The sequence below is a fragment of the Streptomyces sp. NPDC007189 genome (assembly GCF_040703635.1).
GTDB lineage: Bacteria > Actinomycetota > Actinomycetes > Streptomycetales > Streptomycetaceae > Streptomyces.
On record NZ_JBEYEY010000021.1, the window covers coordinates 17,328 to 43,192 of the forward strand.

General features: G+C 70.1%; 22 protein-coding genes. 7 read left to right on the plus strand and 15 right to left on the minus strand.

What is annotated here, in order from left to right; translation table 11 throughout:
- Positions 1–28 precede the first annotated feature (28 nt).
- Together AB0950_RS33380 and AB0950_RS33385 are read right to left on the minus strand one after the other, a co-directional pair.
- Complete coding sequence (locus tag AB0950_RS33380) at positions 29–1,117, minus strand: lytic polysaccharide monooxygenase (RefSeq protein ID WP_366780104.1); 1,089 nt, start codon at positions 1,115–1,117, stop codon at positions 29–31.
- Positions 1,118–1,324: 207 nt separating this feature from the next.
- Positions 1,325–2,317 carry a phospholipase D-like domain-containing protein gene (locus tag AB0950_RS33385; protein ID WP_360575264.1) on the minus strand — a complete coding sequence of 331 codons (993 nt, stop codon included), beginning with the start codon at positions 2,315–2,317 and terminating at the stop codon, positions 1,325–1,327.
- A gap of 241 nt (positions 2,318–2,558) precedes the next feature.
- On the opposite strand from AB0950_RS33385, the gene hemB reads away from it, so the two are divergent.
- From hemB to AB0950_RS33400, 3 genes are all read left to right on the plus strand, one after another.
- Positions 2,559–3,551 (plus strand): porphobilinogen synthase, encoded by a 993-nt coding sequence (gene hemB / locus AB0950_RS33390; RefSeq protein WP_360159298.1) that lies wholly within the window; start codon positions 2,559–2,561, stop codon positions 3,549–3,551.
- Positions 3,552–3,858: 307 nt separating this feature from the next.
- On the plus strand, positions 3,859–4,224 hold the full coding sequence (locus tag AB0950_RS33395; RefSeq protein ID WP_360159301.1) for a DUF805 domain-containing protein: 366 nt from the start codon (positions 3,859–3,861) through the stop codon (positions 4,222–4,224).
- Positions 4,225–4,777: 553 nt separating this feature from the next.
- A complete protein-coding gene (locus AB0950_RS33400) occupies positions 4,778–5,914 on the plus strand; it encodes a PLP-dependent aminotransferase family protein (RefSeq protein ID WP_366780156.1) in 1,137 nt (378 codons plus the stop codon).
- Between the two features lie 13 nt (positions 5,915–5,927).
- Here the strand turns inward: AB0950_RS33400 and AB0950_RS33405 are convergent, their stop codons facing one another.
- A complete protein-coding gene (locus AB0950_RS33405; RefSeq protein ID WP_360159304.1) occupies positions 5,928–6,746 on the minus strand; it encodes a DUF4253 domain-containing protein in 819 nt (272 codons plus the stop codon).
- A 142-nt stretch (positions 6,747–6,888) separates the two neighbouring features.
- Between AB0950_RS33405 and AB0950_RS33410 the strand changes: the two genes are divergently transcribed.
- Positions 6,889–8,043: a hypothetical protein gene (locus tag AB0950_RS33410; protein WP_360159307.1), complete on the plus strand. Its 1,155-nt coding sequence runs from the start codon at positions 6,889–6,891 to the stop codon at positions 8,041–8,043.
- 27 nt (positions 8,044–8,070) lie between these two features.
- Here AB0950_RS33410 and AB0950_RS33415 read toward each other — a convergent pair whose 3' ends face one another.
- Entirely contained in the window at positions 8,071–8,457 is a 387-nt protein-coding gene (locus AB0950_RS33415) for a VOC family protein (protein ID WP_360159310.1), read from the minus strand.
- A 73-nt stretch (positions 8,458–8,530) separates the two neighbouring features.
- Between AB0950_RS33415 and AB0950_RS33420 the strand changes: the two genes are divergently transcribed.
- Complete coding sequence (locus tag AB0950_RS33420) at positions 8,531–9,523, plus strand: YafY family protein (protein WP_360159313.1); 993 nt, start codon at positions 8,531–8,533, stop codon at positions 9,521–9,523.
- 10 nt (positions 9,524–9,533) lie between these two features.
- Here AB0950_RS33420 and AB0950_RS33425 read toward each other — a convergent pair whose 3' ends face one another.
- The 6 genes from AB0950_RS33425 to argS form a co-directional block, all read right to left on the minus strand.
- Positions 9,534–10,934: a hypothetical protein gene (locus tag AB0950_RS33425; RefSeq protein ID WP_366780105.1), complete on the minus strand. Its 1,401-nt coding sequence runs from the start codon at positions 10,932–10,934 to the stop codon at positions 9,534–9,536.
- A 10-nt stretch (positions 10,935–10,944) separates the two neighbouring features.
- Entirely contained in the window at positions 10,945–11,502 is a 558-nt protein-coding gene (locus AB0950_RS33430) for an SUKH-4 family immunity protein (protein ID WP_360159319.1), read from the minus strand.
- A gap of 20 nt (positions 11,503–11,522) precedes the next feature.
- Positions 11,523–13,190: a nucleic acid/nucleotide deaminase domain-containing protein gene (locus tag AB0950_RS33435; RefSeq protein WP_360159322.1), complete on the minus strand. Its 1,668-nt coding sequence runs from the start codon at positions 13,188–13,190 to the stop codon at positions 11,523–11,525.
- 632 nt (positions 13,191–13,822) lie between these two features.
- On the minus strand, positions 13,823–15,496 hold the full coding sequence (locus AB0950_RS33440; protein WP_360575257.1) for a hypothetical protein: 1,674 nt from the start codon (positions 15,494–15,496) through the stop codon (positions 13,823–13,825).
- Positions 15,493–16,371, minus strand: a complete 879-nt coding sequence (locus AB0950_RS33445; protein WP_366780106.1) for a nucleic acid/nucleotide deaminase domain-containing protein — start codon at positions 16,369–16,371, stop codon at positions 15,493–15,495. The genes AB0950_RS33440 and AB0950_RS33445 overlap by 4 nt, the downstream gene beginning before the upstream one ends.
- An 83-nt stretch (positions 16,372–16,454) precedes the next feature.
- The gene (gene argS / locus AB0950_RS33450; RefSeq protein ID WP_366780107.1) at positions 16,455–18,221 is read right to left on the minus strand and encodes an arginine--tRNA ligase; all 1,767 of its coding nucleotides are present in this window, start codon (positions 18,219–18,221) and stop codon (positions 16,455–16,457) included.
- 149 nt (positions 18,222–18,370) lie between these two features.
- Between argS and lysS the strand changes: the two genes are divergently transcribed.
- Positions 18,371–20,110, plus strand: a complete 1,740-nt coding sequence (gene lysS / locus AB0950_RS33455) for a lysine--tRNA ligase (RefSeq protein WP_366780108.1) — start codon at positions 18,371–18,373, stop codon at positions 20,108–20,110.
- Positions 20,111–20,186: 76 nt separating this feature from the next.
- On the opposite strand, the gene AB0950_RS33460 is transcribed toward lysS, so the two are convergent.
- The 3 genes from AB0950_RS33460 to AB0950_RS33470 form a co-directional block, all read right to left on the minus strand.
- A complete protein-coding gene (locus AB0950_RS33460; protein WP_360159606.1) occupies positions 20,187–21,416 on the minus strand; it encodes a DUF2637 domain-containing protein in 1,230 nt (409 codons plus the stop codon).
- A gap of 118 nt (positions 21,417–21,534) precedes the next feature.
- Positions 21,535–22,452: a DUF3558 domain-containing protein gene (locus tag AB0950_RS33465; protein ID WP_360159608.1), complete on the minus strand. Its 918-nt coding sequence runs from the start codon at positions 22,450–22,452 to the stop codon at positions 21,535–21,537.
- Positions 22,453–22,580: 128 nt separating this feature from the next.
- Positions 22,581–23,417: a DUF3558 domain-containing protein gene (locus AB0950_RS33470; RefSeq protein WP_360575254.1), complete on the minus strand. Its 837-nt coding sequence runs from the start codon at positions 23,415–23,417 to the stop codon at positions 22,581–22,583.
- A 224-nt stretch (positions 23,418–23,641) separates the two neighbouring features.
- Here AB0950_RS33470 and AB0950_RS33475 point away from each other — a divergent pair, with 224 nt between their 5' ends.
- A complete protein-coding gene (locus AB0950_RS33475) occupies positions 23,642–24,835 on the plus strand; it encodes an RtcB family protein (RefSeq protein ID WP_366780109.1) in 1,194 nt (397 codons plus the stop codon).
- A 54-nt stretch (positions 24,836–24,889) separates the two neighbouring features.
- Here AB0950_RS33475 and AB0950_RS33480 read toward each other — a convergent pair whose 3' ends face one another.
- Together AB0950_RS33480 and AB0950_RS33485 are read right to left on the minus strand one after the other, a co-directional pair.
- Positions 24,890–25,054: a hypothetical protein gene (locus tag AB0950_RS33480; RefSeq protein WP_360159344.1), complete on the minus strand. Its 165-nt coding sequence runs from the start codon at positions 25,052–25,054 to the stop codon at positions 24,890–24,892.
- Positions 25,051–25,812, minus strand: coding sequence for an SDR family NAD(P)-dependent oxidoreductase (locus AB0950_RS33485; RefSeq protein ID WP_360159347.1), 762 nt, complete (start codon positions 25,810–25,812; stop codon positions 25,051–25,053). Before AB0950_RS33485 ends, AB0950_RS33480 begins: the two co-directional genes overlap by 4 nt.
- Positions 25,813–25,865: the final 53 nt, after the last annotated feature.

Below are 25,865 nucleotides of genomic sequence, written 5' to 3' on the forward strand. Positions count from 1 at the left end.
GTACCCGTACCGCCGCGTCAGGGCGGTGCTACGGGCTCGTGCAGGTCAGGGAGCCCGACGGGAGGTTGTTGCCGGACGACGTCGCGACGAAGCCGAACGTCGTGCTGCCGTCCGCCGGGATGGTGCGGTTGTAGTCGGCGTTGGTGACCGTCACCGCCCCGTTCGTGCCCTTGGACAGGACACCGTTCCACACGTTGCTGATGGTGGTGCCGCTGGCCGGGGTCCAGCCGACGTGCCAGCCGTTCAGGGGCGAGCTGCCGTGGTTCATGAGCGTGACCGTCGCCTGGAAACCGCCGCTCCAGGAGCTGTCCACGCTGTACGTGGCCATGCAGGAACCGTTGCCGTCGTCCGGGGGCGGTGTGGTCGTACCGCCGCCGTCCGGGGGCGGGGTCGTGTCGCCGCTGCCGCGGATGCCCGTCACCTCGCCGTGGCCGCCGTCGAAGACGATGTCGGAGCAGGAGAAGAAGTTCTCGTTGCTGTCCGACCGCACCCACTGGATGAAGAGCAGCGCATCGCCCGACCGGCCGGAGGGCAGCGCCTGGTCCCAGTAGTAGTGACCGCCGTCCGTGCCCGGCGAGCCGGACGCGGGCGGGTTGGTGACCGTCGAGAGCAGTTGCAGGTCCGACCAGGCGAGCGGGGTGGTGGGGGACCAGCCCTGCTTGGTGATGTAGACGCGGAAGTCACCCGGGTGCGCGGCCCAGTTGCTGTACTGCAGCTGGATCGTGGACCCCGAGGTCAGATGCGTCTTCGGCCAGTCGTCGCGCGCGAGGTTGTAACCGCTGAAGTCGTACGGCGACTTGTTGCCGGCGCTGCAGATGGTGCCGTCCGGGACGTAACCCGCGCCGCGACCGGCGGCGTTGGAGTCCAGCACCGCGAACCAGTTGTAGAGGGAGGTCGCACCGCTCTGTGCGATGGCCGCCGCACAGGCCGGGTTGGTCGGATCGACCGCGCCGGTGCTCGTGATCGCGTCCTTGTAGCAGAGGTAGGTGCGCGAGCCCGGGAACATGGCGACGCCGTGGGCCGACGCGGATCCCGTGCCGTAGATGACCAGCCCTAACGCGGAGAGCATGGTGGCGACTGCCGCGAGCAGCGCCGACGTTCTGCTGCGTCTGATCATGGGGGGAGTGACCCTTCGCAGATGGACGTACAGGACGGTGGTCTTTGGGTCGTGGGAGCGCTCCCATTGAGCGGGAGAGTAGGGCTGCGCGCACCGTATGTAAACCGCCTGGACAAAGCGCTCTTGGGTGAGACGGAAAACGATCGGCCCGGGTGGGGCGGTCGAAGCCGTGCCACCCGGGCCGATCGGTGGGTGCCGCTGAGGGGGCTACGCCGCCGTTCCGCCCGCGTAGTCGCTGTTGAACGTCGTCTCGACCGTCTGTGCCACCGGTTCGGCCACGCCCGTGCCGGTGAGGATGATGCCCAGCTCGCGGTTGTTGCTCAGGGAGTTGCTGCTGATGTTCATGGAGCCCGCCTCGACCTCCTGGGTGCTCAGGCCGTAGTCGGCGACCATGGCCTTGGCGTGGATGTAGAAGCCGTTGGGGTCGGAGTAGCCGACGACCGTGCCGCCGGCGGCCTTGATGGCGGAGACCTCGCTGGAGTAGCTGGAGGGGTCCTCCAGGACCACGCGGACCTTCACGCCGGCCTTGGCGCGGGCCGCGATCGCGTTGACCACCGTGCTGTCGCTGAACTCCAGCTCCTCCACGTCCAGGCTCTTGGTGGCGGAGTTGATGAAGGACACCAGGCGGTTGCGGGAGTCGGTGGGGGACCACAGCAGGTGGTCGCCGTCGGTCGGGGTGATCGACGTCGCCGTGTAGTCCGCGTTGAAGACCTTCTCGATGGCGGCGACGTCACGGGTGTCGTCGGTGAAGACGCCGTAGTCGCGGCTGGTCGTGTAGTACTGCGAGGTCAGGTTCCCGGTCATGATCAGCGACTTGACGCCGTCGACCGTGATCGTCTTCTGGTGGGTGTAGACGTAGGCGGAGGAGGACCAGACCACGCCCACGCCCGCGTTCTTCAGGGACGTGTAGGCGGAGTTGTTGGCCGACTGGTGCTGGCGGTCGAGGATGACGCGGACCGTGACGCCCTTGTTCTTCAGGGCTATGAGGTCGTTGACGGCCGTGGTGTCCTCCAGCTCGTACATGGTCATGTCGAGCGTGCTGGTGGCCGAGTTGACGAAGTCGTAGATCGTGGGCTGACTGCCGCTCCGGGAGAAGGCGAACGCCGAGTAGCTGGCGGCGTTCGCGGGGACGGCGGTGGCGACGACGGCGGCGCCGGCGGTGACGGCGACGGCCGCGCGGGTGAGGACCTTCCGCAGCATGCGTGACTCCTGGGTGAGCGCACGGGGAGGGGGTGGCGCGTGCATGACACCACGCGCGTAGAACGCTGGGGAGGCCGTGGGTTCCAGGGATGCCCAGGGGAGCGCAAAGACTTCGTATGGCGGCGCCGGTTTGCCCGTGAATGGGCTCGCTGTGGGGCGCCTGTGGGCCGCCTATGAGTCGCCGCCCGGACCGACATCGCGTCGGCAAAGGCGCGGGCCGGGCGGGCGTAGCGTAGAAGGCATGACGAAGTACGGATCCTTCCCCGGTACGCGTCCCCGGCGGCTGCGTACGTCGCCCGTCATGCGCCGCATGGTCGCCGAGACGCGACTGCACCCGGCCGACTTCATCCTCCCGGCGTTCATCCGGGAGGGCGTGAGCGAGCCCGTGCCGATCGCCGCCATGCCCGGTGTCGTCCAGCACACCCGCGACAGCCTGAAGAAGGCCGCGCTGGAGGCCGTGCAGGCCGGGGTCTCCGGGATCATGCTGTTCGGCGTGCCGGAGGAGGCCAAGAAGGACGCGCGGGGCACGGCCGGCACGGACCCGGACGGGATCCTCCAGGTCGCGCTGCGCGACGTGCGCGCCGAGGTGGGCGACGACCTGCTCGTCATGTCCGACCTGTGCCTGGACGAGTTCACCGACCACGGGCACTGCGGGGTGCTGGACGCCGAGGGCCGGGTCGACAACGACGCGACCCTCGAGCGGTATGCCGAGATGGCCCAGGTGCAGGCCGACGCCGGCGCCCATGTCGTCGGGCCCAGCGGGATGATGGACGGCCAGATCGGTGTCGTCCGCGACGCGCTCGACCAGATCGGCCGCGAGGACGTGGCGATCCTCGCCTACACCGCCAAGTACTCGTCCGCCTTCTACGGCCCCTTCCGCGAGGCCGTCGCCTCCTCGCTCCAGGGCGACCGCAAGACCTACCAGCAGGACCCGGCCAACTGGCGCGAGTCCCTGCGGGAGCTGGAGCTGGACCTGGCCGAGGGCGCGGACATGGTCATGGTCAAGCCGGCCGGGCCGTACCTCGACATCCTCGCGCGGGTCGCGGACGCCGTGGACGTCCCCGTCGCCGCCTACCAGATCTCCGGCGAGTACGCGATGATCGAGGCCGCCGCCGAGAAGGGCTGGCTCGACCGCGACCGCGCCATCCTCGAAACCCTGACCGGCATCAAGCGGGCCGGCGCGAGGAACATCCTCACGTACTGGGCTGTCGAGGCGGCGCAGAAGCTGCGCTGACGGACACAGGAGGAGGTCGTTCCGGTACCGAAGTGGCGGCGGAACGGCCTCGGTTGACCGTCGGTTGGGTAACGGAACGAACTCGCCGCCCCCAACGGCCCGCCGCCGTAGGGGAAACGGCCCGTGCCCACGGGGGGATCTGTCCGGAAACCGATGTTTGAGGCAGGGTGATTCGGGCTCAGCAGCCGGGCCGGGACGCTGACCTGGGCGCCCTGACGCGCATGACGGGGTCGCGCCGAACCTCTACCCTCTGCGCTGGCCGGATCGGATCCCGGACGGTCTGAACGTCGATCCCAGGGGGGTTGTCATGAGCTGGTTCCTCGCCGCGCTCAAGAAGTACGCGGTCTTCAGCGGGCGCGCGCGCCGCAAGGAGTACTGGCTGTTCTTCCTGTTCGCTTACATCATCTACGCCGTGGTCGGAGGCATCGCGGCCGCGACCCACGCGTCGGCCCTCTTCGCCCTCTTCGGCATCATCTACCTCGCCTTCCTGCTGCCGGCCTGGGGCGTCGCCGTGCGCCGCCTGCACGACACCGGACGCTCGGGCTGGTGGCTGCTGTTCGCGGTCGTCCCGCTCGCCGGCCCCATCACCCTGCTGGTCTTCTTCTGCTCGGACAGCCAGGCGGGCGCCAACCAGTACGGCCCGAACCCCAAGGAGACCCCGGCGTTCGCGTAACGCCCGGCGGCCGTGCGGTCCGGATCGCGGAACGAACGGTGTACACGGCACCTTGATCCGTAGGCTCCGGGGTGGTGGAGACACCGCCCCGGAGCCGAAGGAGCCACGCGCCGTGACCGTCACCGAACCCGCCGCCCCGAGACCCGGCACCACCGAGCCGAGTTCCGGCACCGCCGCTCAGTGGTCTGGCGTCAGCGAGCCGAGTTCCGGCGCCACCGCCCAGTGGTCTGGCGTCAGCGAGCCGAGTTCCGGTGCCACCGCTCAGTGGTCTGGCGTCAGCGAGCCGAGTTCCGGTGCCACCGCTCAGGGGCCTGACATCACCGACCCGAGTCCCGGCGGCACCGCTCACGGGCCCGGCACCACCGAGCCGAGTTCCGGCCCCACCGCCCAGGGGCCCGGCGCCACCGTCGCCGAGCCGGCGGCCCCGAGCGCCGCCGCGACCGTCACCGAACCCGTGGCCCCCGGTCTCGCCGGGACCGCTGCCGAGCCTGCGCCGGCACCGGCGGAGCCGAGCCGCGCCCCCGTCCCGCCGCTCGCCGCGCGCGCCCGTAGCGTGGGCGGCTCACCGGTGCGGGACATCCTCGCGGTCACCGCACGCCCCGAGATGATCAACTTCGCGGGCGGGCTCCCGGCGCCGGAGCTGTTCGACAAGGACGGCATAGCCGCGGCGTTCGAGGCTGCCCTCGCGCGGACCCCGGCGCAGGCGCTGCAGTACTCCACCACCGAGGGCGAGCCGACGCTCCGAGCCGCCCTGGCCGCGCGGGCCACCGCCCGGGGCCTGCCCACCACCGCCGACGACCTCCTCGTCACCACCGGCTCCCAGCAGGCCCTGTCCCTCCTGGCGACCGCCCTGCTCGAACCCGGCGACACCGTCCTCGTCGAAAGCCCCTGCTACCTGGCGGCACTTCAGGTCTTCGGCCTCGCCGGCGCGCGCCTCGTGCCCGTGCCCGGCGACGCGGACGGCGTGGACCCGGCCGCCCTGGAACAGGCGATCCGCCGCGAACGCCCCAAGCTGCTCTACCTCGTCCCTACCTTCCAGAACCCCACCGGCCGTACCATGCCCGCGCCGCGCCGCACCGAGATCGCCGCCGTGGCCGCCCGCGAGGGCGTGTGGATCGTCGAGGACGACCCCTACGGCGAACTCCGCTACGACGGCGAGCCCGTCCCCTGGATCGCCTCCCTCCCCGGCGCCGAGGACCGCACGGTGCTCCTCGGCTCCCTCTCCAAGGTCATGGCCCCCGGCCTGCGCCTCGGCTGGCTGCGCGCGCCCGCCGAACTGCGCCGCGCCTGCGCGGTGGCCAAGCAGGCCGCGGACCTGCACACCCCGACGCTCAACCAGCTCGCCGCCGCCCGCTACCTGGACGTCCTGGACGCCCATGTGAAGCGGGTGCGCGCCGTGTACGGCGAACGCCGGGACGCCATGCTCGCCGGCCTGCCGGACGCCCTCCCGCCCGGCTCGCAGTGGGGCAGGCCCGAGGGCGGCATGTTCCTCTGGGCGCGCCTGCCCGAGTCGTACGACACCCTCGCCCTGCTGCCCCGCGCGGTCGAGCAGAACGTGGCCTACGTCCCCGGCGCGCCCTTCTACGCCGGCACCCCCGACCCCTCCACCCTGCGCCTGTGCTTCGTCACCCAGACGCCGCAGGAGATCGCGGAGGGCCTGCGCAGGCTGCAGCGGGCCCTGCGGAGCTGACGGACGTGCCGGCTCAGTCCCACCAGAAGGTCCAGACGGGCCGGCCGACCAGCCCCTTCGCATACGTGCGCACGGTGGTCTCCTCGCCCTGGAGCACGTTGTCCGGGCAGAACGCGAAGTGCTCCGCCGCCAGCACCTCGGCGTCCTCCTGGGTGGCCGGCGGAGCCGCCACGGAGACGACGAGGGTGTCCAGGCCGAGGGCCACCACCCGTATGCCGAAGCGGTCCTCCCAGGAACGCAGCACCGCGCAGATCCGGGCCACGTCGCTCTCGTAGTTCACCGGGCCCGTCCAGCCGATCGCCGCCGGGATGTCGGCGGACCGGCGCGCCGGGACCAGGGCGAGGTGCGCCTCCTCGATCGCCGCGCCCCGGCCGCCCTCCAGCCCGTCGGCGATCTGCGCGGCGCGGGTGTCCGGGTCCGCGGCCAGCGACCCGGCCGGCGCGAGACCGGGCCAGGTGTCCCCGAACGGCTCGATCTCCTCGGTGAGTTCGCCGTCCTCCGTCTCCTCCTGCCAGTACTCCGCCAGGACGTCCTCGGCGTCGTGGTCCCCCGGATACGACGTCTCGCCGGGCAGCAGCACCCAGTCCTCCAGCGCGCCCCGGGTCGCGGCCAGGTCTATGAGCACCGGCAGCAGACCGGCCTGCGCCGCGGGCGCGCCCAGCGCCTTCCACGTGCCCGGCGCGGCGGGTTTCTCCGCGTGCCACAGCAGCGGTTCGTGCCAGGGGCCGTCGTACGCCAGGTCGACCAGCCGGCCGGGAGGGAGCCGCAGCCCCAGGGAACGACCGCTGGGGTCGGTGGCCAGCCTGGGCAGCGGATTGGGAAGAGTCGCCATACCCGTGACTGTAAAGGCCGCCACTGACAACGCCGTTGGCCGACCGCGCCCGAGGAACCCAGGACGCCCGAACCCGCTCTTACCGGGTGGTGTTGTGATGGGCGGGACACGGTGACCGGCGTGACGGGAAGGACGGAGGAACGTGCGGATCGGGCGTTACCGGGTGCGGTGGCACATCGTGCTGCTCACCTTGTGGACGACCGTCTGGTTCGCGGTGGCCGAGCGCCACGCGGCCGTGTCCTGGCACTATCTGCGCGAGGGTGAGCAACTGCTCTTCGGCCAGGCGAACGGCGGCGGGCTCGCCCTCTACGCCAACCATCCCGAGCTGCAGATCGGCCCCGTCAGCTTCCTGGTCGCCGGGCTCTTCGCGCCGTTCCCCGCCGGCCTGGGCGAGAAACTCGCCGACGCGTTCATGTCCGGACTCGGCCTGTACATGCTCGTCCTGGTCGGCCGCGCCGCCGCCGACCACTACCTCGGCACCGGCGTCAACCACAAACGCCTCCAGCAACGCGTCCTGGTCGCCGGCGCCGCCTTCATCCCCATGTGGGTCGAGGTCGCGGTCCGCTTCGCCCACCTCGACGACGTCCTCGCCCTGTTCTTCACCACGCTCGCCGTCCGCGCACTGGTCCGGGGCAACGCCACGGCGGTGGGCGTCCTCCTGGCCCTCGCGGTCGACTCCAAACCCTGGGCCGTGGGCTTCCTGCCGCTGCTGCTCGCCCTGCCCCGCCCGGCCCGCCTGCGCGCCGCGGCCTGGACGTTCGGCCTGGTGGCGGTGGCCTGGCTGCCCTTCTACCTGACCCACCTGGAAACCCTGCACGCGGCCCGCTTCGCGATCCCCAACCAACCGGCGTCCGCCCTGCGCTGGTTCGGCGTGCACGACCCCCGGACCCCCTGGTGGGACCGTCCCGCCCAGATGGCCCTCGGCATGGGCCTGGGCGCCCTGGCGGTACGACGGGGCCGCTGGCCGGCGGTGGTGTTCCTGGCAGCCGACGCCCGCATCCTCCTCGACCCCAGCGTGTACACGTACTACAACGCCTCCGTGCTGCTGGGCACCCTGATCTGGGACTCGATCGGCCAGCGGCGCCTGGTCCCGTGGGTCAGCTGGATCGCGCTGATCTCCCTGTACGGCAGCGCCCTGCTGATCCCGTCGGACTCCACCCGGGGCTTCATCCGCCTGACGTTCTGCCTGGGCTCGGCGGCGTACGTCCTCCTGTGGCCCCACCGCCCCCCACGCGGCAACCGCAGAGGCCCCCGCCCCGGTCGCGAGCCGGTGCAGGGGGCGCTCATCAGGAACTGAAAGGGGCGTGCATAAGAAACTGAGGTCTCAGACGAGCGTGGTGATGCAGAACGGGTGCCCGGCCGGATCCAGCAGCACCCGCCACCGCTCCCCACCCGGCTGGAACTCCGGCTTCTCCGCGCCCAGTTCGAGCAACCGCTTCTCCGCGGCGTCCAGGTCGTCCACGCCCAGTTCGATGTGCGCCTGCTTCTCCTGGGCCGGGTCCGGCCAGGTGGGCCGGCGGTAGTCGGCGAGGCGGTTGAAGCCCAGGCCGGTCGAACCCTCCTTGCTGAGGAAGATGAAGTCGTCGCTGGAGAAGGCGACGGACATGCCGAGCAACTCACTGTAGAAGCGCGCCATTTCGGCGGGATCGGCGCAGTCGAAGGTGACGGCGGCGAAGCGGAACGCTGGTGCGGACGAGGTGTCTGTGGTCATAGGGAGGACGGTAGGACATGACCAGGACAGTTCCGGTCCTGGTCGTGCGCTGACGTCTGAAAGACTTCCCGCCGTGCTCAGCTCCTCCGCCCGCCTTCTGCGCCTGCTGTCCCTGCTGTCCTCCCGCCCCTCCTGGACCTGCGCGGAACTGGCCGACCGCATGGAGGTCACCGACCGCACGGTCCGCCGGGACATAGCGAGGCTCCGGGACCTCGGCTACTCGGTCGACTCGGAGGCCGGCCCCTGGGGCGGTTACCGCCTGCGCGCCGGATCCCGTGTGCCGCCGCTGATCCTGGACGACGAGGAAGCGCTGGCCGTGGCCGTCGGCCTGCGTGGAGCCGCGTTGAGCGGCGCGCTCGGCAGGGACCAGGCTGCCCTCTCGGCGCTGCTGAAGCTGCGGCAGGTCCTGCCCCGGCACATCGCGGACCGCCTCGGCGACCTGGACGACGCCTTCGTACGCCTCCCGGGGACGGACGGCCCCCAGCTGCGCCCCGGCCTGCTGCTGGAACTGGCCGTCGCCTGCCGGGAGGGCCGCCGCGCCCGGCTGTCGTACACCGACGGGGAGGGCAGGAGCACGACCAGGGACGTGGACCCGTACCGGCTCGTCCACACGGGCCGCCGCTGGTACTTCGTCGCACGGGACGTCGGCCGCGACCAATGGCGCACCTTCCGCGCCGACCGGGTCGACCGCCTCCAGCCCACCGCCCACCCGGCGGACCTCACCGACGCACCGGACCCGGCCCACCTGGTCTCCCGCAACATCGCGAACGGCCCCTACCCCCTCTCGGCGACCATCCGCCTCCCCCTCCCCATGAACGAGGCGCTGCGGCTGATCCCGCCCACGGTCGGCACCCACCGCCCCGACGGCCCCGACGCCACCGTGGTCGACATCGGCGGCCCCGACCCGGACGGCCTCGCCCGCTACCTCCTCACCCTGGGCACGCCCCTACGCGTCCTCACCCCGGACGCCGTACGCCGGGCCCTGGCCCGTCGCGCGCGGGAGCTGGCCGAGGAGAACGCGGAGGACGAGGGGGACGCGGAGAACGCGGAGGCACCCTCCGGCTGACCGACTGCGGTCAGATGGCGTACGCCCCCGTGCTCGGCCGTCCGTGCTCCCGCGCGTACGGGGTGAGGGCCACGATCCCGGCTCCCCGCACGGTGGTGTCCGGGCCCAGGCCGAAGGGACTGACCCCCAGCCGGCGTGCCAACTCCGTTGCGAGGTACGGGGCGAGATCCGCCCACTCCTCGTCGTCCTCTTCGCCGGCGGCGGTGTCCTCGCCCACCGGCGTGACGCCTTCCTCGATGCAGACGGCGCGCTCCTCGGGGAGGGGTTCGCCCAGCGTGTACCGCGCGTCGTTCCCGTCCCAGGAGGCGCGGTAGCGACGTACGACGTTCCCGTGCTCCGCGACGAGCCATCCCGAACTGCCGCCCTGCTCGCCGAAGTGGTACGCCTGGGCGTGGCCGTAGCGGCGGCTCAGTTCCGTGACGACGCGCAGCACGTCCTCCGCGCGCTCCGGGTCGACGGGATTGCACCAGGGACCGAGTACCAGCGTCCAGCCGTCGACTTCCGGGGTGACGTAGACCCTGCCGTATTCGGCGCCGTCGTGACTGTCGTGCGCACCGACGCTGAGGCCCAGCGCGAACGTGGCCGGCCGCGCGTCGAAGAGGTCGAGCACGTCCACGATTCCTTGCTGGTCGCCGCCGGGGACGGTGATCCAGGAGGTGAAGCAGGTGTCCAGAGGGCGGGCCTGGTCGTACGGCAGCTTGATGCGGATCAGCCGCTCCACGGCGGCGCGGTCGGCCGTCGACAGCGCCTCCTCGCCGCCGACCGCGGCGAGCACGGACAGCGCGCGTGCCCGAAGCCGTCCTGGCCCATGACTGCGCACGCGCCGCAGAGGTCCGACGACGCCCGGGCCCAGCATGGTCAGCACCCATCTCACCCGCTGGGCCACATCCTGGTCCGGGTCGGCGAGCAGCGGAATCAGCGCGTCGATCACGCGGCCGTAGTCCACATCGGGATTCGGCTCCCTGCCGTAGGCCACCGAGCAGGCGGACTGGATGCCGAAGGCGGCGGACTGGCGTACGGACGCGGAGGGGTGGCTGAGCGCCTCGATGTAGCGGTCGACCGTTCCGAGCGACGAGAACGCTCGGCTCAGGCGGCGCCGCGACTCCTCGTCCGGTGCGGCGGCCAGGGCGCCCAGCACCTGGTCGTAGGCAGCCGGCCCGATCCGCTTGGCCAGCACCCATTCAATCTCCCACGGCGGTACCGGCGATGCCGTGTCCGTCAGCTCCCCGATCAGAAGCCGTACCACCGATGGGCCAAGCGCGGCCAGTCTGTCCCCGGCTGCCTCCTGCCGGTCCCGGTCGGCGAGGGCCTTGATCACCTCCGCCGCGGTCTGCTCCCGGACGCGGGGCTTCCAGGGGCTCACGATGGTGCCGGGGAGCGACAGCCGGGTGAGCGGGCGTGGATTCTTCACCACCGCTTCCTTACCAGATCCCGTGCTCGATTTCCTCGAGTGACAGGTTCCACTGCGATTCCTCGTCGGCGAACGGCGTGGGGTCGAAGGCACCGACCACTTGCCTGAAACGTTCGGTGAGTTCCGCAGGATCGACGTTGCTTTCGTGACCGACTTCCAGCTTCCGGAACTCGATGAGGCTAAATAGCAGGGACTCCACGTCGCGGTGCAGAAAAATGTACTGCTCTTCGCTCTCCGGGAAGGCATACACCTTCCCGGACCGTGGGTCCAGAGCGATGAGCGAGGTGAAGAGGTACCCCAGAACCCACCATGCCCGGCTCTCCTCCGGGCAGGACAAGCCGTAGTGATCGAAGCGGCTGCCGACGATGAGCGGGTCGAAGCCCGGTTCGTACGGGTCCTCCGGATCCTCTTTCGATGTGAAGACTTCCGAGTGCGGTAGTCCTACGGAACTGAGGAGAGACAAGGCGCGCGAATCGACGGATTCGTCGGCCGTGAATTGTGGATAATAGACCACGTTGGTCAGCCCGTAGGCCTTGACCAGGTCGCTGGAGTTGACGGTAAAGTTCACAGGTGCATCCTAGCGTGGCGCTATAGTCCGAGCGTCTTCTTCAGACCGTTCACATATTTAGTGTGTTCCGTGTTGGTGGTCTTCATGTTTTCGTCGTAGTAATCTGCGGCGTGGGTTACTCTCAGGTCCGAACCGAAGTGGTAATCTAGCCAGCGGGCACATACGGGGTTCTTTTGGCAAGGTTCCCGCTCTGTAAATATTTCCTCAAGTCTGTGCTTCTGATTTGAGTGAATGACAGGAAACCCTATCATGCGCTCGGAATGGCCCCTCTTATTGCTGTAGCCGACGAGGATTGATTCCCTGCCGGCCCCGTCGATGTAACGGCCTGCGGCATAGTTTGTTCCACCGTCGTCGCCGCGGGCCACACGAGCCGCCTGGGTGGCCCGAGCGAGATCGCTGGTGGACGGGTCGATCTTTTGGGACTTCGCCCTTCCCGGATGTTTTTGCTCGGCGTGGAATTCTGACTTCTGTTTCGGCGTCGCAGGGATGTAGAAGCGGCCGTCATCGCCGACGATTCCATGGAGGCGCTTCCTGTCGTGGTCGTCGAGGTCTCCCGTACCGCCGTCGGCGTGCAGTCGCTGCACGGACCCGTCGGCGTGCAGCAGGTACGTGCGCGTTTCGGCGTCCTCGCCGTCCTTCCATGTCTTGATCCGCTTGGCCCGCCTCCCGACGTCGATGTCGTTGCCCTTGTGCAGCCGCGACACCGCCCGTGCACGGTCCGGGACCGTCTCGGTGAGATGCTTTCCGACCTTTACCAGGGCCTTTTCGCAGCCTTCCAGGGCGCCGTGGATCATCGAGTCGAAGGTCTGGGTGAAGGGGTCCTTGCCCTTGGTGCGGCCGAACAGTCCCTTGGCCCTGCCCAGTGGGGCGGCGCTGTTCAGGTGCAGTTCGCTGCCGTGGAAGGAGAGCTTGCCCGCGCCGCTTTCGAACTCCTCGTGGTCTATGTGGAGGTCGCCGCCCCCGCGCGAACCGCCGGACGCGGAGGCCAGTTCCATGCCACCGCTGCCTCCCGCCGAGGCCAGCTTCATGCCGCCGTGGCCGTGACCGTGCCCGCCGTCACTACCGCCGCCGCCCGCGCCGCCACCGCCCCCGCCGGTCGGATCCGGCGGCAGGGAGAAGGCGTCCTCCGCCAGGTTCAGCACCGCGTCCTCGATCATCGCCTCCAGCTTGGCGTTGACCGGCTCGGTGACCTTGGCGATCAGTTCGTTCACGATCTGGTCGGCGGCCTCGTCGATGATTCGTTTCACCAGCTGGCGCATGGCGGTGACCTCCGCGGCGCCGAGCACGGCGGACAGGCCCCCGGTGACGAACGCCAGGCCGACCGACAGGCCCACCGAGCCCGCCATGACCGCGAGTTCGGCCTCGGCCTTCGTCTTCATCCCGAAGATGACGTCCGCGACCACGTCGAGGGCGTCGGCGAACAGGCGGGCCAGTTCCGGGATCTTGTCCAGGTGGCCGGCCTTGACCTGGTTCCAGTGAGTCTGCATCGAGTGCACGGCCCAGCCCTTGGACGAGGCGAGGATCTGCTCCACCGTCTTGTGTGCGTCCGCGCCGTGCCCCTCGAACTTGTCGGCGAACTCCCGCATCGCCGTGGCCATATGACGGTAATCGTCCTCGTCGACGTTCGGGAAGTGGATGCCTATGTAGTCGAGGACCTGGTCCAGCCAGCCCGGAATCGTGTAGCCCATCCCCCGTGACGCCCCCTCGTGCTCCGATCGTCGTATGAGCCTAAAAACCGTAACGGATGGGGGCAGTTGGAAGGCAAGGCCGACGCCGCCCTCTATGGCATGACTGTGACAACGACACCAACCGGGTCTCACGCCGGCTGCAGATGCACCAGCATCAGTCGCCGCCGCCAGGGCCGTCACCGGGCACGGCCTAGATACAACAGGGGAGGCGAGCGGATCCGCTCCGGGTCCCGCACCCGTACCGAGCCGTCATAACCGCCCCTGTAGAGCGGGGGAATTCCGGGTTCGTCCCCGAGTACGTCACCGTCATGTGCGGCGGCCACGGCGCGCGATCCCTGCACCGGCTCCGGCAGCCGGCGAGAGCGCGCGTGCCGGTCCCGGCCAGGGCGGTGAGTGCCTGCGGCAGTCCGGGGTCGGCCTCGCCGCCGAGGGCGGGCCAGGAGGACCTAGGCCCTGTCCGCCGGTGACTGCTCAAGAATCAGGGACGATCACGCCCGCAGCGTACGTACTGTTCCAGCCCCAACGAACCCGAGGGGATAGCCGGGGCAGTGGCTCGGGACTTGAGAGAAGAGGCGAATGCAGCCCAAGTGACAGGGCCGACACGCAGGGTGCATGCGATGAGACGGCGAACCTCATGCGAGCACCAGGCAGGCCAGCGTCTCGTCCGTGCCGATCAGCAGATGTCCGGCCCCGGTCAGCGCCAGCGAGTGCACCGGGGCGCCGGACCAGAAGGTGCGGATCTGGCCGCCCTCCTCCAGAGTCTCGTGTTCCACCAGGCCGTCCGCCCAGGCGACTGCCAGCACCGGGCCGGCATCCGTGGACGCCGCGGCCAGTGCCGTCACTGGGCACGGCCGTGACCGGACGGGGGTGGCGAGCGGCTCGGCGCCGGGGCCCCACGCCCGCACCGTGCCGTCGTAACCACCGCTGTAGATCAGGGGGATGCCCGGCGCGGCGTCGGACACCTCAAGGCGCAGGGCCGCCACGGCCGCCACCTCGCCCTTGTGCAGCCGTGCCGTCAGCGGCCCCGGCGCACCCTCGGTCTCCGGGAACACGAGCACCTGGCCCGTTGCGTCACCTACCGCGAGCAGCCCCTCCGCGTACGCCAACGTCACTGCCGAGCCGCCCACTTGGGACCGCGCCGCCTCCACCAGCCGTTCCAGCGGCGTCGGCCCCTCCTCCAGCAGTGCCGCCAAGCCCGTCGCCCTCGGCGCCGTCGGACTGCGCCTGGCGTGCAGCCGGCCCTCCGTGTCCAGGACCAGGACGTCACCCTCGGGTACGGCGGCCACCGCGCGTACCCCCGCCACCGGCTCCGGCAGCCGGCCGGCCGGCGTCGCGTCCGCCTCCTCCAGCAGCCGGATCGTGCCCTGGTGATCGGCCACGACCAGCTTCCCGGCGAGGTGCCCGCGCCCCGATGACAGCGCGCGTGCCGGTCCCGGCCACGGCGGGCGGACGTCGCCGCGCACCCTGCGCCAGACCACCTGCCATGCGGCGCCCCCGGTGAGCGCGGCGAGCGCTTCCGGCAGTCTCGGGTCGGCGTCGTCGCCCAGCGCCGACAAGAGGACGACGGCACGGTCCGCCGGTGTCTGCTCGCGGGTGAGGGAGGCTCCCGCCCGCAGCCATGCCGCGCGCAGGCCTCCGTGAGTGTCCCCGGAGCGTTCGTAGGCGACGGACACCTGCCAGGGGTCCACGGCGCAGACCGCCGCCGGGTCGTCCAAGTCGACGGCGACGCCAAGGGTTTCGGGTACCGGCTGATGACGGTCGGCGGGCCGGGTCGCTGCCCACGCCGCGTACCGCTGCGGATCCGTCCACTGCGGCTGGTCGAGGTCCATCACGGCCGCCGGGGCCGCCGTGAGGGTTCCGGCGCTGTCGCTGCGGACCTCCACCAACAGCCGTACGTGTGGCAACTCCAGCAAGGTCACGGCGAGTTCGGTCACCGCCTCGGTGTCCGCCGCCGCGTGCAGTTCCGGCAGCGCGATCACCGTGCGGCGCTCTTCGGCGGCCAGTGCGGTCACCAGCTCGCCCGGGGTGCGGGCGGCCACGTGCAGCTGCTCGGCGAGGGTCCAGGCGGCGGTCAGGGCGGTCTGGCCGGCCAGGGGGACGAAACCGTGGATCCGGCGTTCCGGCTGTGTCCCCTCCCGCGTGCCGTGCCCGATCAGCCAGGCCAGCAGGGTCGACTTGCCGCATCCCGCGCTTCCGGTGACGACACACAGGCGGGGGGCCTGCGGATCGGCCAGCCAGGACAGCAGCGCGGCCGCGGCGGGTTCGCGGCCCGCCGACGGGCGGGACCACTTCGGTGCCTCGGTCACCGGCGGCCCGCCTGCTTCGCCGCGTACGTGATCAACTCCTTGAGTCCCTCTTCGCGGGAGTCCGCCGTCTCGCCGTAGTCGAAGCTGTGCGTGAACTCCGCGTGCGGGAAGGTGGCTTGCAGCCATACGGCGCAGTAGTGGCCCGGCATCATGCACGGCTCCAGCTCGCAGTAGACGCGCCGGACCTGCTCGGGGGCCACCCCTTGCGCGTGCAGGCGCTGCCAGACCAGTTCCTCGGGGTGCGGGCGGCCCGGCCCGGTCGCGTCGGTGACGATCTGCTGGGCGCCGGACGCGTCGACGTACTCGAAGGCGGAGGAGAACGGGAAGTTCAGGGTGTGCCGCACGTCGTCCAGCACCTTCGGCCACCAGCTCTCGCGGTCCTCGAACGCGGCGGCGTCGATGTGCCGCAGCTCGGCGTTGAGTTCGCGGAACGCGGCCGCCGCCACCGGAAGACTGGTCGAGGCGGCGATCACCGGCATACGGCGGTCCAGGGCGGCCAGCGAGGCGTTGAACGCCCACACGTCCGAGCTGACGAACATGTCGTCCTCGCCGAGTCCCAGGAACACCGCCTGCACCGCGCCGTCCGGACGCACGCACAGATGGGCCAGCGGGTCGCCGCCGATCCGCAGCCAGTTCTCCCGTCCGTCGGCGGGTGCGGGCAGCTGCTGGTGCCCGGCGGTGAGCCCCAGGGTCGGGTCGTCGGTGTCACCCGCCGCCGTGAAGTACGGCCGCACGTGCAGCGGGACCCCCGTGTCCGTCAGCGCCTCGCGGACCGCGTCGGGCAGCCGGACGCCGTGGGAGGCCGGCACCGTGAACCGGCGCATGCCGTCCCGGCCGAAATGGGAGGTGGCGGGATCAGGGACTCGCTCGGACATCGGGCTCCCTCGGAGTCTGTGGACACAACAGCGCTCCACAGACTCTAAGGGCATCCGGGTGAAGACCCCGAAGGGCCGGTGGATCAGAGCTTCTCGGGCGTCCTGATGCCCAGCAGCGCCATCCCCTGGTGCAGGGTGCGGGCCGTGACGTCGCACAGGAAGAGACGGTTCTCGACCTGGGCCGGCGTCTCGGCCTTCAGCACCGGGCACTTGTCGTAGAACGACGTGTACAGGGACGCCAGCTGGTACAGGTACGCGGCCAGCTTGTGCGGGGCGTACTCCGCCGCCGCCTCCGCGACCGTCTCCGCGAAGGCGTCCACGTGCAGGCCGAGGGCGCGCTCGGCGTCCGCCAGCGCCAGCTCCGGGTGCGCGGCCGGACGGGTCCCGCCGGCCTTGCGCAGGATGGACCGGATACGGGCGTACGCGTACTGCAGGTACACGCTCGTGTCGCCGTTCAGCGAGACCATCTGGTCCAGGTCGAACTTGTAGTCCCGGTTCGCCGACGTCGACAGGTCCGCGTACTTCACCGCGCCGATGCCCACCTGGGCGCCCCGCTCGGCGATCTCCCCCTCGGAGAGGTCCTGGGCCTTCTCGCGCACGACGGCCGAGGCGCGGTCGATCGCCTCGTCCAGCAGGTCCACCAGCCGGACCGTCTCGCCCTCACGCGTCTTGAACGGCTTGCCGTCCTTGCCGAGGACCGTGCCGAACGCCAGCTGGTGCGCCTTGACGTCCTCGCCCAGCCAGCCGGCCCGCCGCGCGGTCTCGAAGACCATCTTGAAGTGCAGGGCCTGGCGGGCGTCCACCACGTACAGGAGCGTGTTCGCCTTGAGGTTGAAGACGCGGTCGCGGATCGCCGACAGGTCGGTGGCCGCGTAGCCGTAGCCGCCGTCCGACTTCTGGACGATCAGCGGGACCGGGTTGCCGTCCGGGCCCTTGATGTCGTCGAAGAACACGCACAGGGCGCCTTCGCTGCGGACCGCGACGCCCGACTCCTCCAGCAGGCGGCAGGTCTCCGCCAGCATGTCGTTGTACCCCGACTCGCCGACGATGTCCGGGTCGCGGATCTCCATGTCCAGCTTCTCGAAGACGGAGAAGAAGTAGATCTTCGACTCGTCCACGAACTTCTGCCACATGGCCAGCGTGTGCGGGTCACCGGCCTGCAGGTCCACCACCCGGCGCCGGGCGCGCGTCTTGAACTCCTCGTCGGAGTCGAACTTCTTCCGCGCCGCCTTGTAGAGGCGGTCGAGGTTCGACATCGCCTCCTCGCCGGTGACCTGCGTGTCCTTGTGGTCCAGCTCGTGCGGGTGCTCGTCCAGGTACTGGATCAGCATGCCGAACTGGGTGCCCCAGTCGCCGATGTGGTGCCGGCGGATCACGTTCTCGCCGGTGAACTCCAGCAGCTGGACCACCGAGTCGCCGATCACCGCCGACCGCAGATGGCCGACGTGCATCTCCTTCGCCACGTTCGGCTGCGCGTAGTCGATCACCGTCGTGCCCGGCTCCGGGGCGGTCGGCACGCCGAGGCGGCCCGACTCGTCCGCGTACCGCGCGGCCAGGTTCCCGGTGATCGCCCGGTCCGCGATCGTGACGTTCAAAAAGCCGGGGCCGGAGACCTCGACGTCCTTGATCAGCTCGTCACCCGTCACCACACGGGAGACGACCTGCGTCGCCAGCTCCCGCGGGTTCGCCTTCGCTTTCTTGGCCAGCGCCAGGATGCCGTTGGCCTGGAAGTCGGCCCGGTCGCTTCGTCGCAGCAGCGGGTCCGCGCCGGCGGCCTCCGGCAGGGTGGCCGAGAGAGCGGACGCGAGGTGCTGCTGGACGCTGTCGCTGAGGGACGTGACCGAGGCCATAGGAAGGGGTGCCGTTCTCCTCGTGGGGATGGATAGACCCACCCAGTATCCCATGGCAGGTAAAGCCGTTTTCGCCGTCGCATCCCGGTCTGTGAGAATGGAGTGTCACCCCGATCAGACGGAGTGCCGCCCCGTTCAGAAAGAAGGACGTGCCGATCGTGGCTCAGAGCACCGAGACCACCGACTGGGTCTCCCGTTTCGCGGATGAGGTCATCGAGGAGTCGGAGCGCCGGGCCCCGGGCAAACCGGTCGTCGTCGCGTCCGGGCTCTCCCCGTCCGGCCCCATCCACCTGGGCAACCTCCGCGAGGTCATGACCCCGCACCTCGTCGCCGACGAGATCCGCCGCCGCGGACACCAGGTCCGGCACCTGATCTCCTGGGACGACTACGACCGCTACCGCAAGGTCCCGGCGGGCGTCGAGGGCATCGACGAGACCTGGGCCGAGCACATCGGCAAGCCGCTGACCTCGGTTCCGGCGCCGCGCGGTTCGCAGCACCCGAACTGGGCGGAGCACTTCAAGGCCGCGATGATCGCCTCGCTGGCCGAGCTGGGCGTCGAGTTCGACGGCATCAGCCAGACCGCGCAGTACACCTCCGGCGCCTACCGCGAGCAGATCCTGCACGCCATGAAGCACCGGCACGACATCGACGCGATCCTCGACCAGTACCGCACCAAGAAGGCCCCCAAGAAGCAGCAGCAGAAGCCCGTCGACGAGGCCGAGCTGGAGGCGGAGGAGGGCTCCGGCGCCGCGAGTGAGGACGACGGCTCCTCCGGCGCCGCCGGCTACTTCCCGTACAAGCCGTACTGCGGCAACTGCGAGAAGGACCTGACGACCGTCACCTCCTACGACGACGACTCCACCGAGCTGTCCTACACCTGCACCGCCTGCGGCTTCGCCGAGACCGTCCGGCTCAGCGAGTTCAACCGCGGCAAGCTGGTCTGGAAGGTCGACTGGCCGATGCGCTGGGCGTACGAGGGCGTGGTCTTCGAGCCGAGCGGCGTCGACCACTCCTCGCCCGGCTCGTCGTACCAGGTCGGCGGGCAGATCGTGCCGATCTTCGGCGGCAAGCAGCCCATCGGGCCCATGTACGCCTTCGTCGGCATCAGCGGCATGGCCAAGATGTCCTCGTCCCGCGGTGGAGTCCCCACCCCGGCCGACGCGCTGAAGATCATGGAGCCGCAGCTCATCCGCTGGCTCTACGCCCGCCGCAAGCCCAACCAGTCCTTCAAGATCGCCTTCGATCAGGAGATCCAGCGGCTCTACGACGAGTGGGACAAGCTCGCCGCCAAGGTCGCCGACGGCTCCGCACTGCCCGGCGACGTCGCCGCCTACAGCCGGGCGGTCGGCACCGCCGCCGGGGAGCTGCCGAAGACGCCGCGCCCGCTGCCGTACCGCACCCTCGCCTCCGTCGCCGACATCACCGCCGGACACGAGGACCAGGCCCTGCGGATCCTCTCCGAGCTCGACCCGGAGCAGCCGCTCGCCTCCCTGGACGAGGCACGGCCCCGCTACGACAAGGCCGAGGCCTGGATCAACACCCACGTCCCCGCCGACCAGCGCACCATCGTCCGCGACGAACCCGACGTGGAACTGCTGAAGTCCCTCGACGAGGCCTCCCAGCAGTCCGTACGGCTCCTCCTCGACGGCCTCGCCGACCACTGGTCCCTCGACGGACTGACCCACCTCGTCTACGGCGTCCCCAAGGTCCAGGCCGGCTTCCCCGCCGACGCCACGCCGAAGGAACTGCCGCCCGAGATCAAGACCGCCCAGCGGTCCTTCTTCGCCCTGCTCTACCACCTGCTCGTCGGCCGCGACACCGGCCCCCGGCTGCCCACCCTGCTGCTCGCGGTCGGACAGGACCGGGTCCGCAAGCTGCTCGGCGAGTAAGAACCCGCAGGAAACCGCGTAAGAAAAAGGGGGGCCCTCCCGGCGGAGGGCCCCCCTTTCACATGTCTTCGTGCCGCTACGCGATGTGGTTCTCTTCCAGCTCCGCGTTGAAACGGTTGGTGAACCGCTTGACCATACGGTCCGCGTCACGCGGCGCGAGCGTCTGCCCGTACGTCGCCTCCACCGCCTCGCCGAACTGGTGCGGCGTCGGGAAACTGCCGTCGATCGACTTCCGGAAGACCTGGTAGTAGTCGTCCTCCGTCGGATCCGGCTCGGGCGTCCCCCCGCCCTCACCCAGCTCACGGGTACGGTTCGGGCCCACCGGAATCGGGAAGCTGCCCGTCTCCTCCGCAGAGGGCTGCTGGAACTGCTCCGCCGGCTGCTCCTCGTACCACTCCTCGTACTGCTCCTCCGGAGCGTACTGAGGCTCCTGCATCATCGGGTCGTACGTCGGGTCGTAGCCCCCGTGATACTCCACCTCGCGCGGAGCCTGGAACCACGGGCTCGCCTCGTCCACCGGAACGTCCTCCGGCCGCCCGGCGTACTGGCCCGGCAGCTCCGGACGCTGCTCCCCGGCGGACACCCGCCGCTGCTGAGCGGGCACCGCAGCACCGCCCGACGCCACCGCCGGTATCAGACTGGGCTCGATGCCCGCCGCGGCCAGACCCGCAGGAGCCGTCTCCGCCAGCGGAACGCCGTACCGCGCCAGCCGCAGCGGCATCAACGACTCCACCGGAGCCTTCCTGCGCCACGCACGGCCGAACCGGGACCGCAGCCGCGCCTGATACACCAGACGCTCCTGCTCCAGCCTGATCACCTGGTCGTACGAACGCAGCTCCCACAGCTTCATGCGCCGCCACAGCAGGAACGTCGGCAGCGGCGACAGCAGCCACCGGGTCAGCCGCACCCCCTCCATGTGCTTGTCCGCCGTGATGTCGGCGATCCGGCCGATCGCATGCCGCGCCGCCTCCACCGCCACCACGAACAGCACCGGAATCACCGCGTGCATGCCCACACCCAGCGGATCCGGCCAGGCCGCGGCGCCGTTGAACGCGATCGTCGCCGCCGTCAGCAGCCACGCCGTCTGCCGCAGCAGCGGGAAGGGGATACGGATCCACGTCAGGAGCAGGTCCAGGGCGAGCAGCACGCAGATACCCGCGTCGATGCCCACCGGGAACACATACGAGAAGTTCCCGAAGCCCTTCTTGATGGCCAGCTCACGGACGGCCGCGTACGAACCGGCGAAGCCGATACCGGCGATGATCAACGCGCCGGTCACGACCACGCCGATGAGAACGCGGTGCATCCGAGTCAGCTGCAGTGGCGCGGCCACGCGTACTCCCCTCCCATTGCCTGTTGTTGCGCGCAACAGGGTGGCACACGCATAAGGCGAACGTCGTACCGGTCAGAGCTTCGGAGCCCGCTCAGCTTTTCTTCGCCGCCGACTTGGACGGAGAAGCACTGGAAGAGGCCGACTTGCCGGGAGACGGGGACTTCGACGCGGACTGCGACGGCGACTTCGAGGGCGCCTTGGAAGGAGACGCCGACGCCGACGAACCCGAACCGCCCGACGACGACACGCCGTTGGCGGACGACACCGCGCCGATCGCCTCCTTGACCGCGGCCTGCGCCGCCTTCGCCAGATCGTCCGCGTCCGGCGTCTTCTCACCCGCCAGACCCGCGCCGTTGTAGTCGAGCGTGACCACCACGTTCTCGACCCGCGCGACCACCGTCTGCTGCCTGAACAGACCTTCCTTCTTCTTCAGGTCGTAACGCACGGCCGTCGCCTCCGTGCCCGTACCGGACAGCGGGGTCTGCTTCGCGTTCTGCGCGCCGTCCACCGCCGACGCGTCCTTCACCTGCCGGGCGAAGTACGTGTGCGCCTGCGCGTCACCGGAACCGCGCGTGCTGTCCGAGTCGAAGCGCAGCAGCGACACGTTCAGCCAGCGGAACTGCGAACCCTTCACGCCGTTGTTGTCCAGGCTGCTCCACGAACACGACGCACGCGACGACGGATCGTCCGAACTGCCCTTCTTGCCCGACGTGTCCTTCGGTACCAGATCCGTCAGCGTCTTCTTCGACAGCACCGCGCACGCGTCAGGCAACTTCTTGTACGCCGCCGCCTGCACCGTCGGCGACGCACTCGCCGACGGCCCCGCGCTCCCGCCCGCGGACTGCTGCACACCGCTGCCGGACCCCTTCGCCTTGGAGTCACCGGAGTCCGACGAACAGGCGGCGGTGATCAGCACCGCCGGCACGGCTGCCGCGCAGACAAGAACACGGCTCAGGCGCTTCCCACGCGTCTGTCGGGCACGGTCGTCTCGCTGGGCTGCTCGCTGCATGGTTCCTTCACTCATGACGCTCGGTGGTCGTGCGGGTTCCTGCGGGCCCCCACGGTACGCGGTGAAGGAGCTGTGCGGTTTCCGTTCGGGCGCTTTGCGCACACCCCGGCGAGCACCCCCGCGGGCCGTCAACCGCCCAGTGCGTCATCCAGGTGCGCGGCCAGATTCCGGGCCCTGTCCTGCATTTCCTTGCTGTCCGGGACCGATCCGAGCGCCGTCGGCTGCTCCTCGTACACGAGGGTGACGACGACGTTGGACGTGCGGAACACCACAGTCACCGTCCGCTGTTCGGCCGTCGAACCGGCCGGAGAGAGCTGGTCGTCGATATACGCCTCGTCACCGAGATCCGACAGCACCCGCGGCAGCAGATCGGCCGCGGAGGCGCCGGAGGAGGGAGAGCCGGAGGGGGATCCGGAAGGGGAGGAACCACCGCTGGACGACGCCGAAGAGGTGGGCCCGGCCGTACCCGCCCCGCTCGGCCCGTTCGCCCCGCTCGCCGGCGAACTGCTGCCCGGCGCAGGGAGATCGGCGGCGGCCTCCTTCTCCTCGAACAGCTTCTTCGCCTGGTCGTCGTCGCTGACCGAGTTGTCGTACGACACCACGCGCTCGAGGTCGACCGAGAGACGGTCCGTGGCGTCCGCGGACTCCACCTTCCAGTGGCAGCCGACCTTGCGATCGGTGTCGTACGTGAGCGCGGCCTGCCCCTGGTAGGCCTTGTCCCGCTGGACCGGGTCCGTGATCTGCCTGATGCCGGGCAGCATCGAGTCGAGCGTGTCGTGACCGATCGCGCCGCAGGGTTCCGGAAGCGTGCGGTACTTGCCGGGCTGGGCGGCGACGGTGGCCGTGCCGGCGTCGCCCGGATGGGAGTTGTCCGACGAACCGTCGCTCCCCGAGCCGCTCGAGCAGCCGGCCAGCAGCGCCGCGAGGAGGGCGGCGGTGCCGGTTACATGGGCCTTCCGCTGCACGGTCGGGCTCCTCTCGGGTGTGCGGTCGCATCGGTGCTCCAGTGTCCCCGCCGGTTATTCGCTTGCCGCGGCGGGGCGTCCCCTGGAGACAATGTGTATCGCACGCGCTGCCGTGGCCGCCGGTCCCTTGTCCTTTTTCGCCGGCGTAAGCGCTGCTTTTCCGCTTTGCCGTCTGTAAGCCCTGCCTAAGCCTTTGTTGTCGTTTTCGGGGGAATGAGGAACGTATGTCGTACGTCGAGATGCCGGGCGCCAAGGTCCCGATCCGGATGTGGACGGACCCCGCGACGGTCGAGGACGTGGCCCTGCGCCAGCTCCAGAACGTCGCCACCCTGCCCTGGATCAAGGGCCTCGCCGTGATGCCGGACGTGCACTACGGCAAGGGCGCGACGGTCGGCTCCGTCATCGCCATGCAGGGCGCGGTGTGCCCGGCGGCGGTGGGGGTGGACATCGGCTGCGGAATGTCCGCGGTGAAGACGTCCCTGACGGCCAACGACCTGCCGGGCGACCTGTCGCGGCTCCGGTCGAGGATCGAGCAGGCGATTCCGGTGGGGCGGGGGATGCATGGGGATCCGGTGGAGCCGGGGGACTTCCATGGGCTGGCTACGGCGGGGTGGGACCAGTTCTGGGGACGGTTCGACGGAGTCGCCGAATCGGTCAAATTCCGTCATGAGCGCGCCTCAAAGCAGATGGGAACGCTCGGAAGCGGAAACCACTTCATCGAGATCTGCACGGACACGATCGGTTCCGTATGGCTGATGCTGCACTCCGGATCCCGCAACATCGGCAAGGAACTGGCCGAGCACCACATCGGCGTGGCCCAGAAGCTCCCGCACAACCAGGGCCTGGTCGACCGCGACCTGGCGGTCTTCGTCGCGGACACCCCGCAGATGGCGGCCTACCGCAACGACCTGTTCTGGGCGCAGGAGTACGCCAAGTACAACCGCACGCTGATGATGGCGCTGCTGAAGGACGTCATCCGCAAGGAGTTCAAGAAGGCGAAGCCGACCTTCGAGCCGGAGATCTCCTGCCACCACAACTACGTGGCGGAGGAGCGGTACGACGGCATGGACCTGCTCGTGACCCGCAAGGGCGCGATCCGCGCCGGCTCCGGGGACTACGGGATCATCCCGGGCTCCATGGGCACGGGGTCGTACATCGTGAAGGGCCTCGGTAACGAGAAGTCCTTCAACTCCGCCTCGCACGGCGCGGGTCGGCGGATGAGCCGAAACGCTGCGAAGAAGCGCTTCTCGACGAAGGACCTCGAGGAGCAGACCCGGGGCGTGGAGTGCCGCAAGGACTCCGGCGTCGTGGACGAGATCCCGGGCGCCTACAAGTCCATCGACCAGGTCATCGACCAGCAGCGGGACTTGGTGGAGGTCGTGGCGAAGCTGAAGCAGGTCGTCTGCGTCAAGGGCTAGGCATGGTGAGGGGCGTGGCGAACGTTCGCCACGCCCCTCGGCCTGCTCCGTGGGTCACTTCGCGTGGCGGACCGCGTAGATCATGACGAAGGCCACGATGTGGATGCCGAAGAGGAAGTAGCCGAGGAAGTACCAGACCTTGCGTTCGTCCTTGGTTTCCTGGGCCAGGCGGGCCTGTTCCAGGGCGTCGGGGGTCCGGGGGGCGGGGTCGGGCGTCACGGTTCCCGGTGGACCTTCGTGTTGGACGCCTGGGCGCGGGGGCGGAGGACGAGGAGGTCGACGTTGACGTGGCTGGGGCGGGTGACCGCCCAGGTGATCGTCTCGGCGACGTCGTCCGCGGTGAGGGGGTCGGGCACGCCCTCGTAGACCTTGGCGGCCCTCGTCTCGTCGCCGGCGAAGCGGGTCAGGGCGAACTCGTCCGTCTTGACCATGCCGGGGGCGATCTCGATGACGCGGACCGGCTGGCCGACGATCTCCAGGCGGAGGGTCTCGGCGAGGACGTGGGCGCCGTGCTTGGCGGCGACATAGCCCGCGCCGCCCTCGTAGGTGCCGTGCCCGGCGGTGGAGGAGACGACCACGACCACGCCGTCGCCGCTCGCGATCAGCTTGGGCAGCAGGGCCTGGGTGAGGTTCAGGGTGCCGATGACGTTGGTCTCGTACATCGCGCGCCAGTCCGCCGGGTCGCCGGTGGCCACGGGGTCCGCGCCGAGGGCGCCGCCCGCGTTGTTGACCAGGACGGCGATGGTCTGGAAGGCCGTGGCGAACTCGTCCACCGCCGCGCGGTCGGTGACGTCGAGCTGGTAGGCGACCGCCGAGTGGCCCGCGGTGGTCAGTTCCTCGGCCAGTGCCTCGATGCGGTCCTTGCGGCGGGCGGTGAGGACGACGCGGTAGCCGGCCTTCGCGAGCTGCCGGGCCGTGGCGGCTCCGATGCCGCTGCTCGCACCGGTGACGACGGCGATGCGGGAGGCGGGGGCCATGGGCAGCTCCTGGGGCTCTGGGTGGCGTACGGCTTCGTCCAGCGTAGGTTTCG

Bases quoted from the DNA above. Each gene is read 5' to 3' on its own strand.
- AB0950_RS33395 (WP_360159301.1), top strand. From the start codon at position 3,859: ATGAGCTGGTTCCTCGCCGCGCTCAAGAAGTACGCGGTCTTCAGCGGG.
- AB0950_RS33445 (WP_366780106.1), bottom strand. From the start codon at position 16,371: ATGTCCGAGCGAGTCCCTGATCCCGCCACCTCCCATTTCGGCCGGGAC.
- hemB (WP_360159298.1), top strand. From the start codon at position 2,559: ATGACGAAGTACGGATCCTTCCCCGGTACGCGTCCCCGGCGGCTGCGT.
- AB0950_RS33435 (WP_360159322.1), bottom strand. From the start codon at position 13,190: ATGGGCTACACGATTCCGGGCTGGCTGGACCAGGTCCTCGACTACATA.
- AB0950_RS33465 (WP_360159608.1), bottom strand. From the start codon at position 22,452: ATGCAGCGAGCAGCCCAGCGAGACGACCGTGCCCGACAGACGCGTGGG.
- argS (WP_366780107.1), bottom strand. From the start codon at position 18,221: ATGGCCTCGGTCACGTCCCTCAGCGACAGCGTCCAGCAGCACCTCGCG.
- AB0950_RS33475 (WP_366780109.1), top strand. From the start codon at position 23,642: ATGTCGTACGTCGAGATGCCGGGCGCCAAGGTCCCGATCCGGATGTGG.
- AB0950_RS33405 (WP_360159304.1), bottom strand. From the start codon at position 6,746: ATGGCGACTCTTCCCAATCCGCTGCCCAGGCTGGCCACCGACCCCAGC.
- AB0950_RS33385 (WP_360575264.1), bottom strand. From the start codon at position 2,317: ATGCTGCGGAAGGTCCTCACCCGCGCGGCCGTCGCCGTCACCGCCGGC.
- AB0950_RS33485 (WP_360159347.1), bottom strand. From the start codon at position 25,812: ATGGCCCCCGCCTCCCGCATCGCCGTCGTCACCGGTGCGAGCAGCGGC.
- AB0950_RS33415 (WP_360159310.1), bottom strand. From the start codon at position 8,457: ATGACCACAGACACCTCGTCCGCACCAGCGTTCCGCTTCGCCGCCGTC.
- AB0950_RS33380 (WP_366780104.1), bottom strand. From the start codon at position 1,117: ATGATCAGACGCAGCAGAACGTCGGCGCTGCTCGCGGCAGTCGCCACC.
- AB0950_RS33460 (WP_360159606.1), bottom strand. From the start codon at position 21,416: ATGCACCGCGTTCTCATCGGCGTGGTCGTGACCGGCGCGTTGATCATC.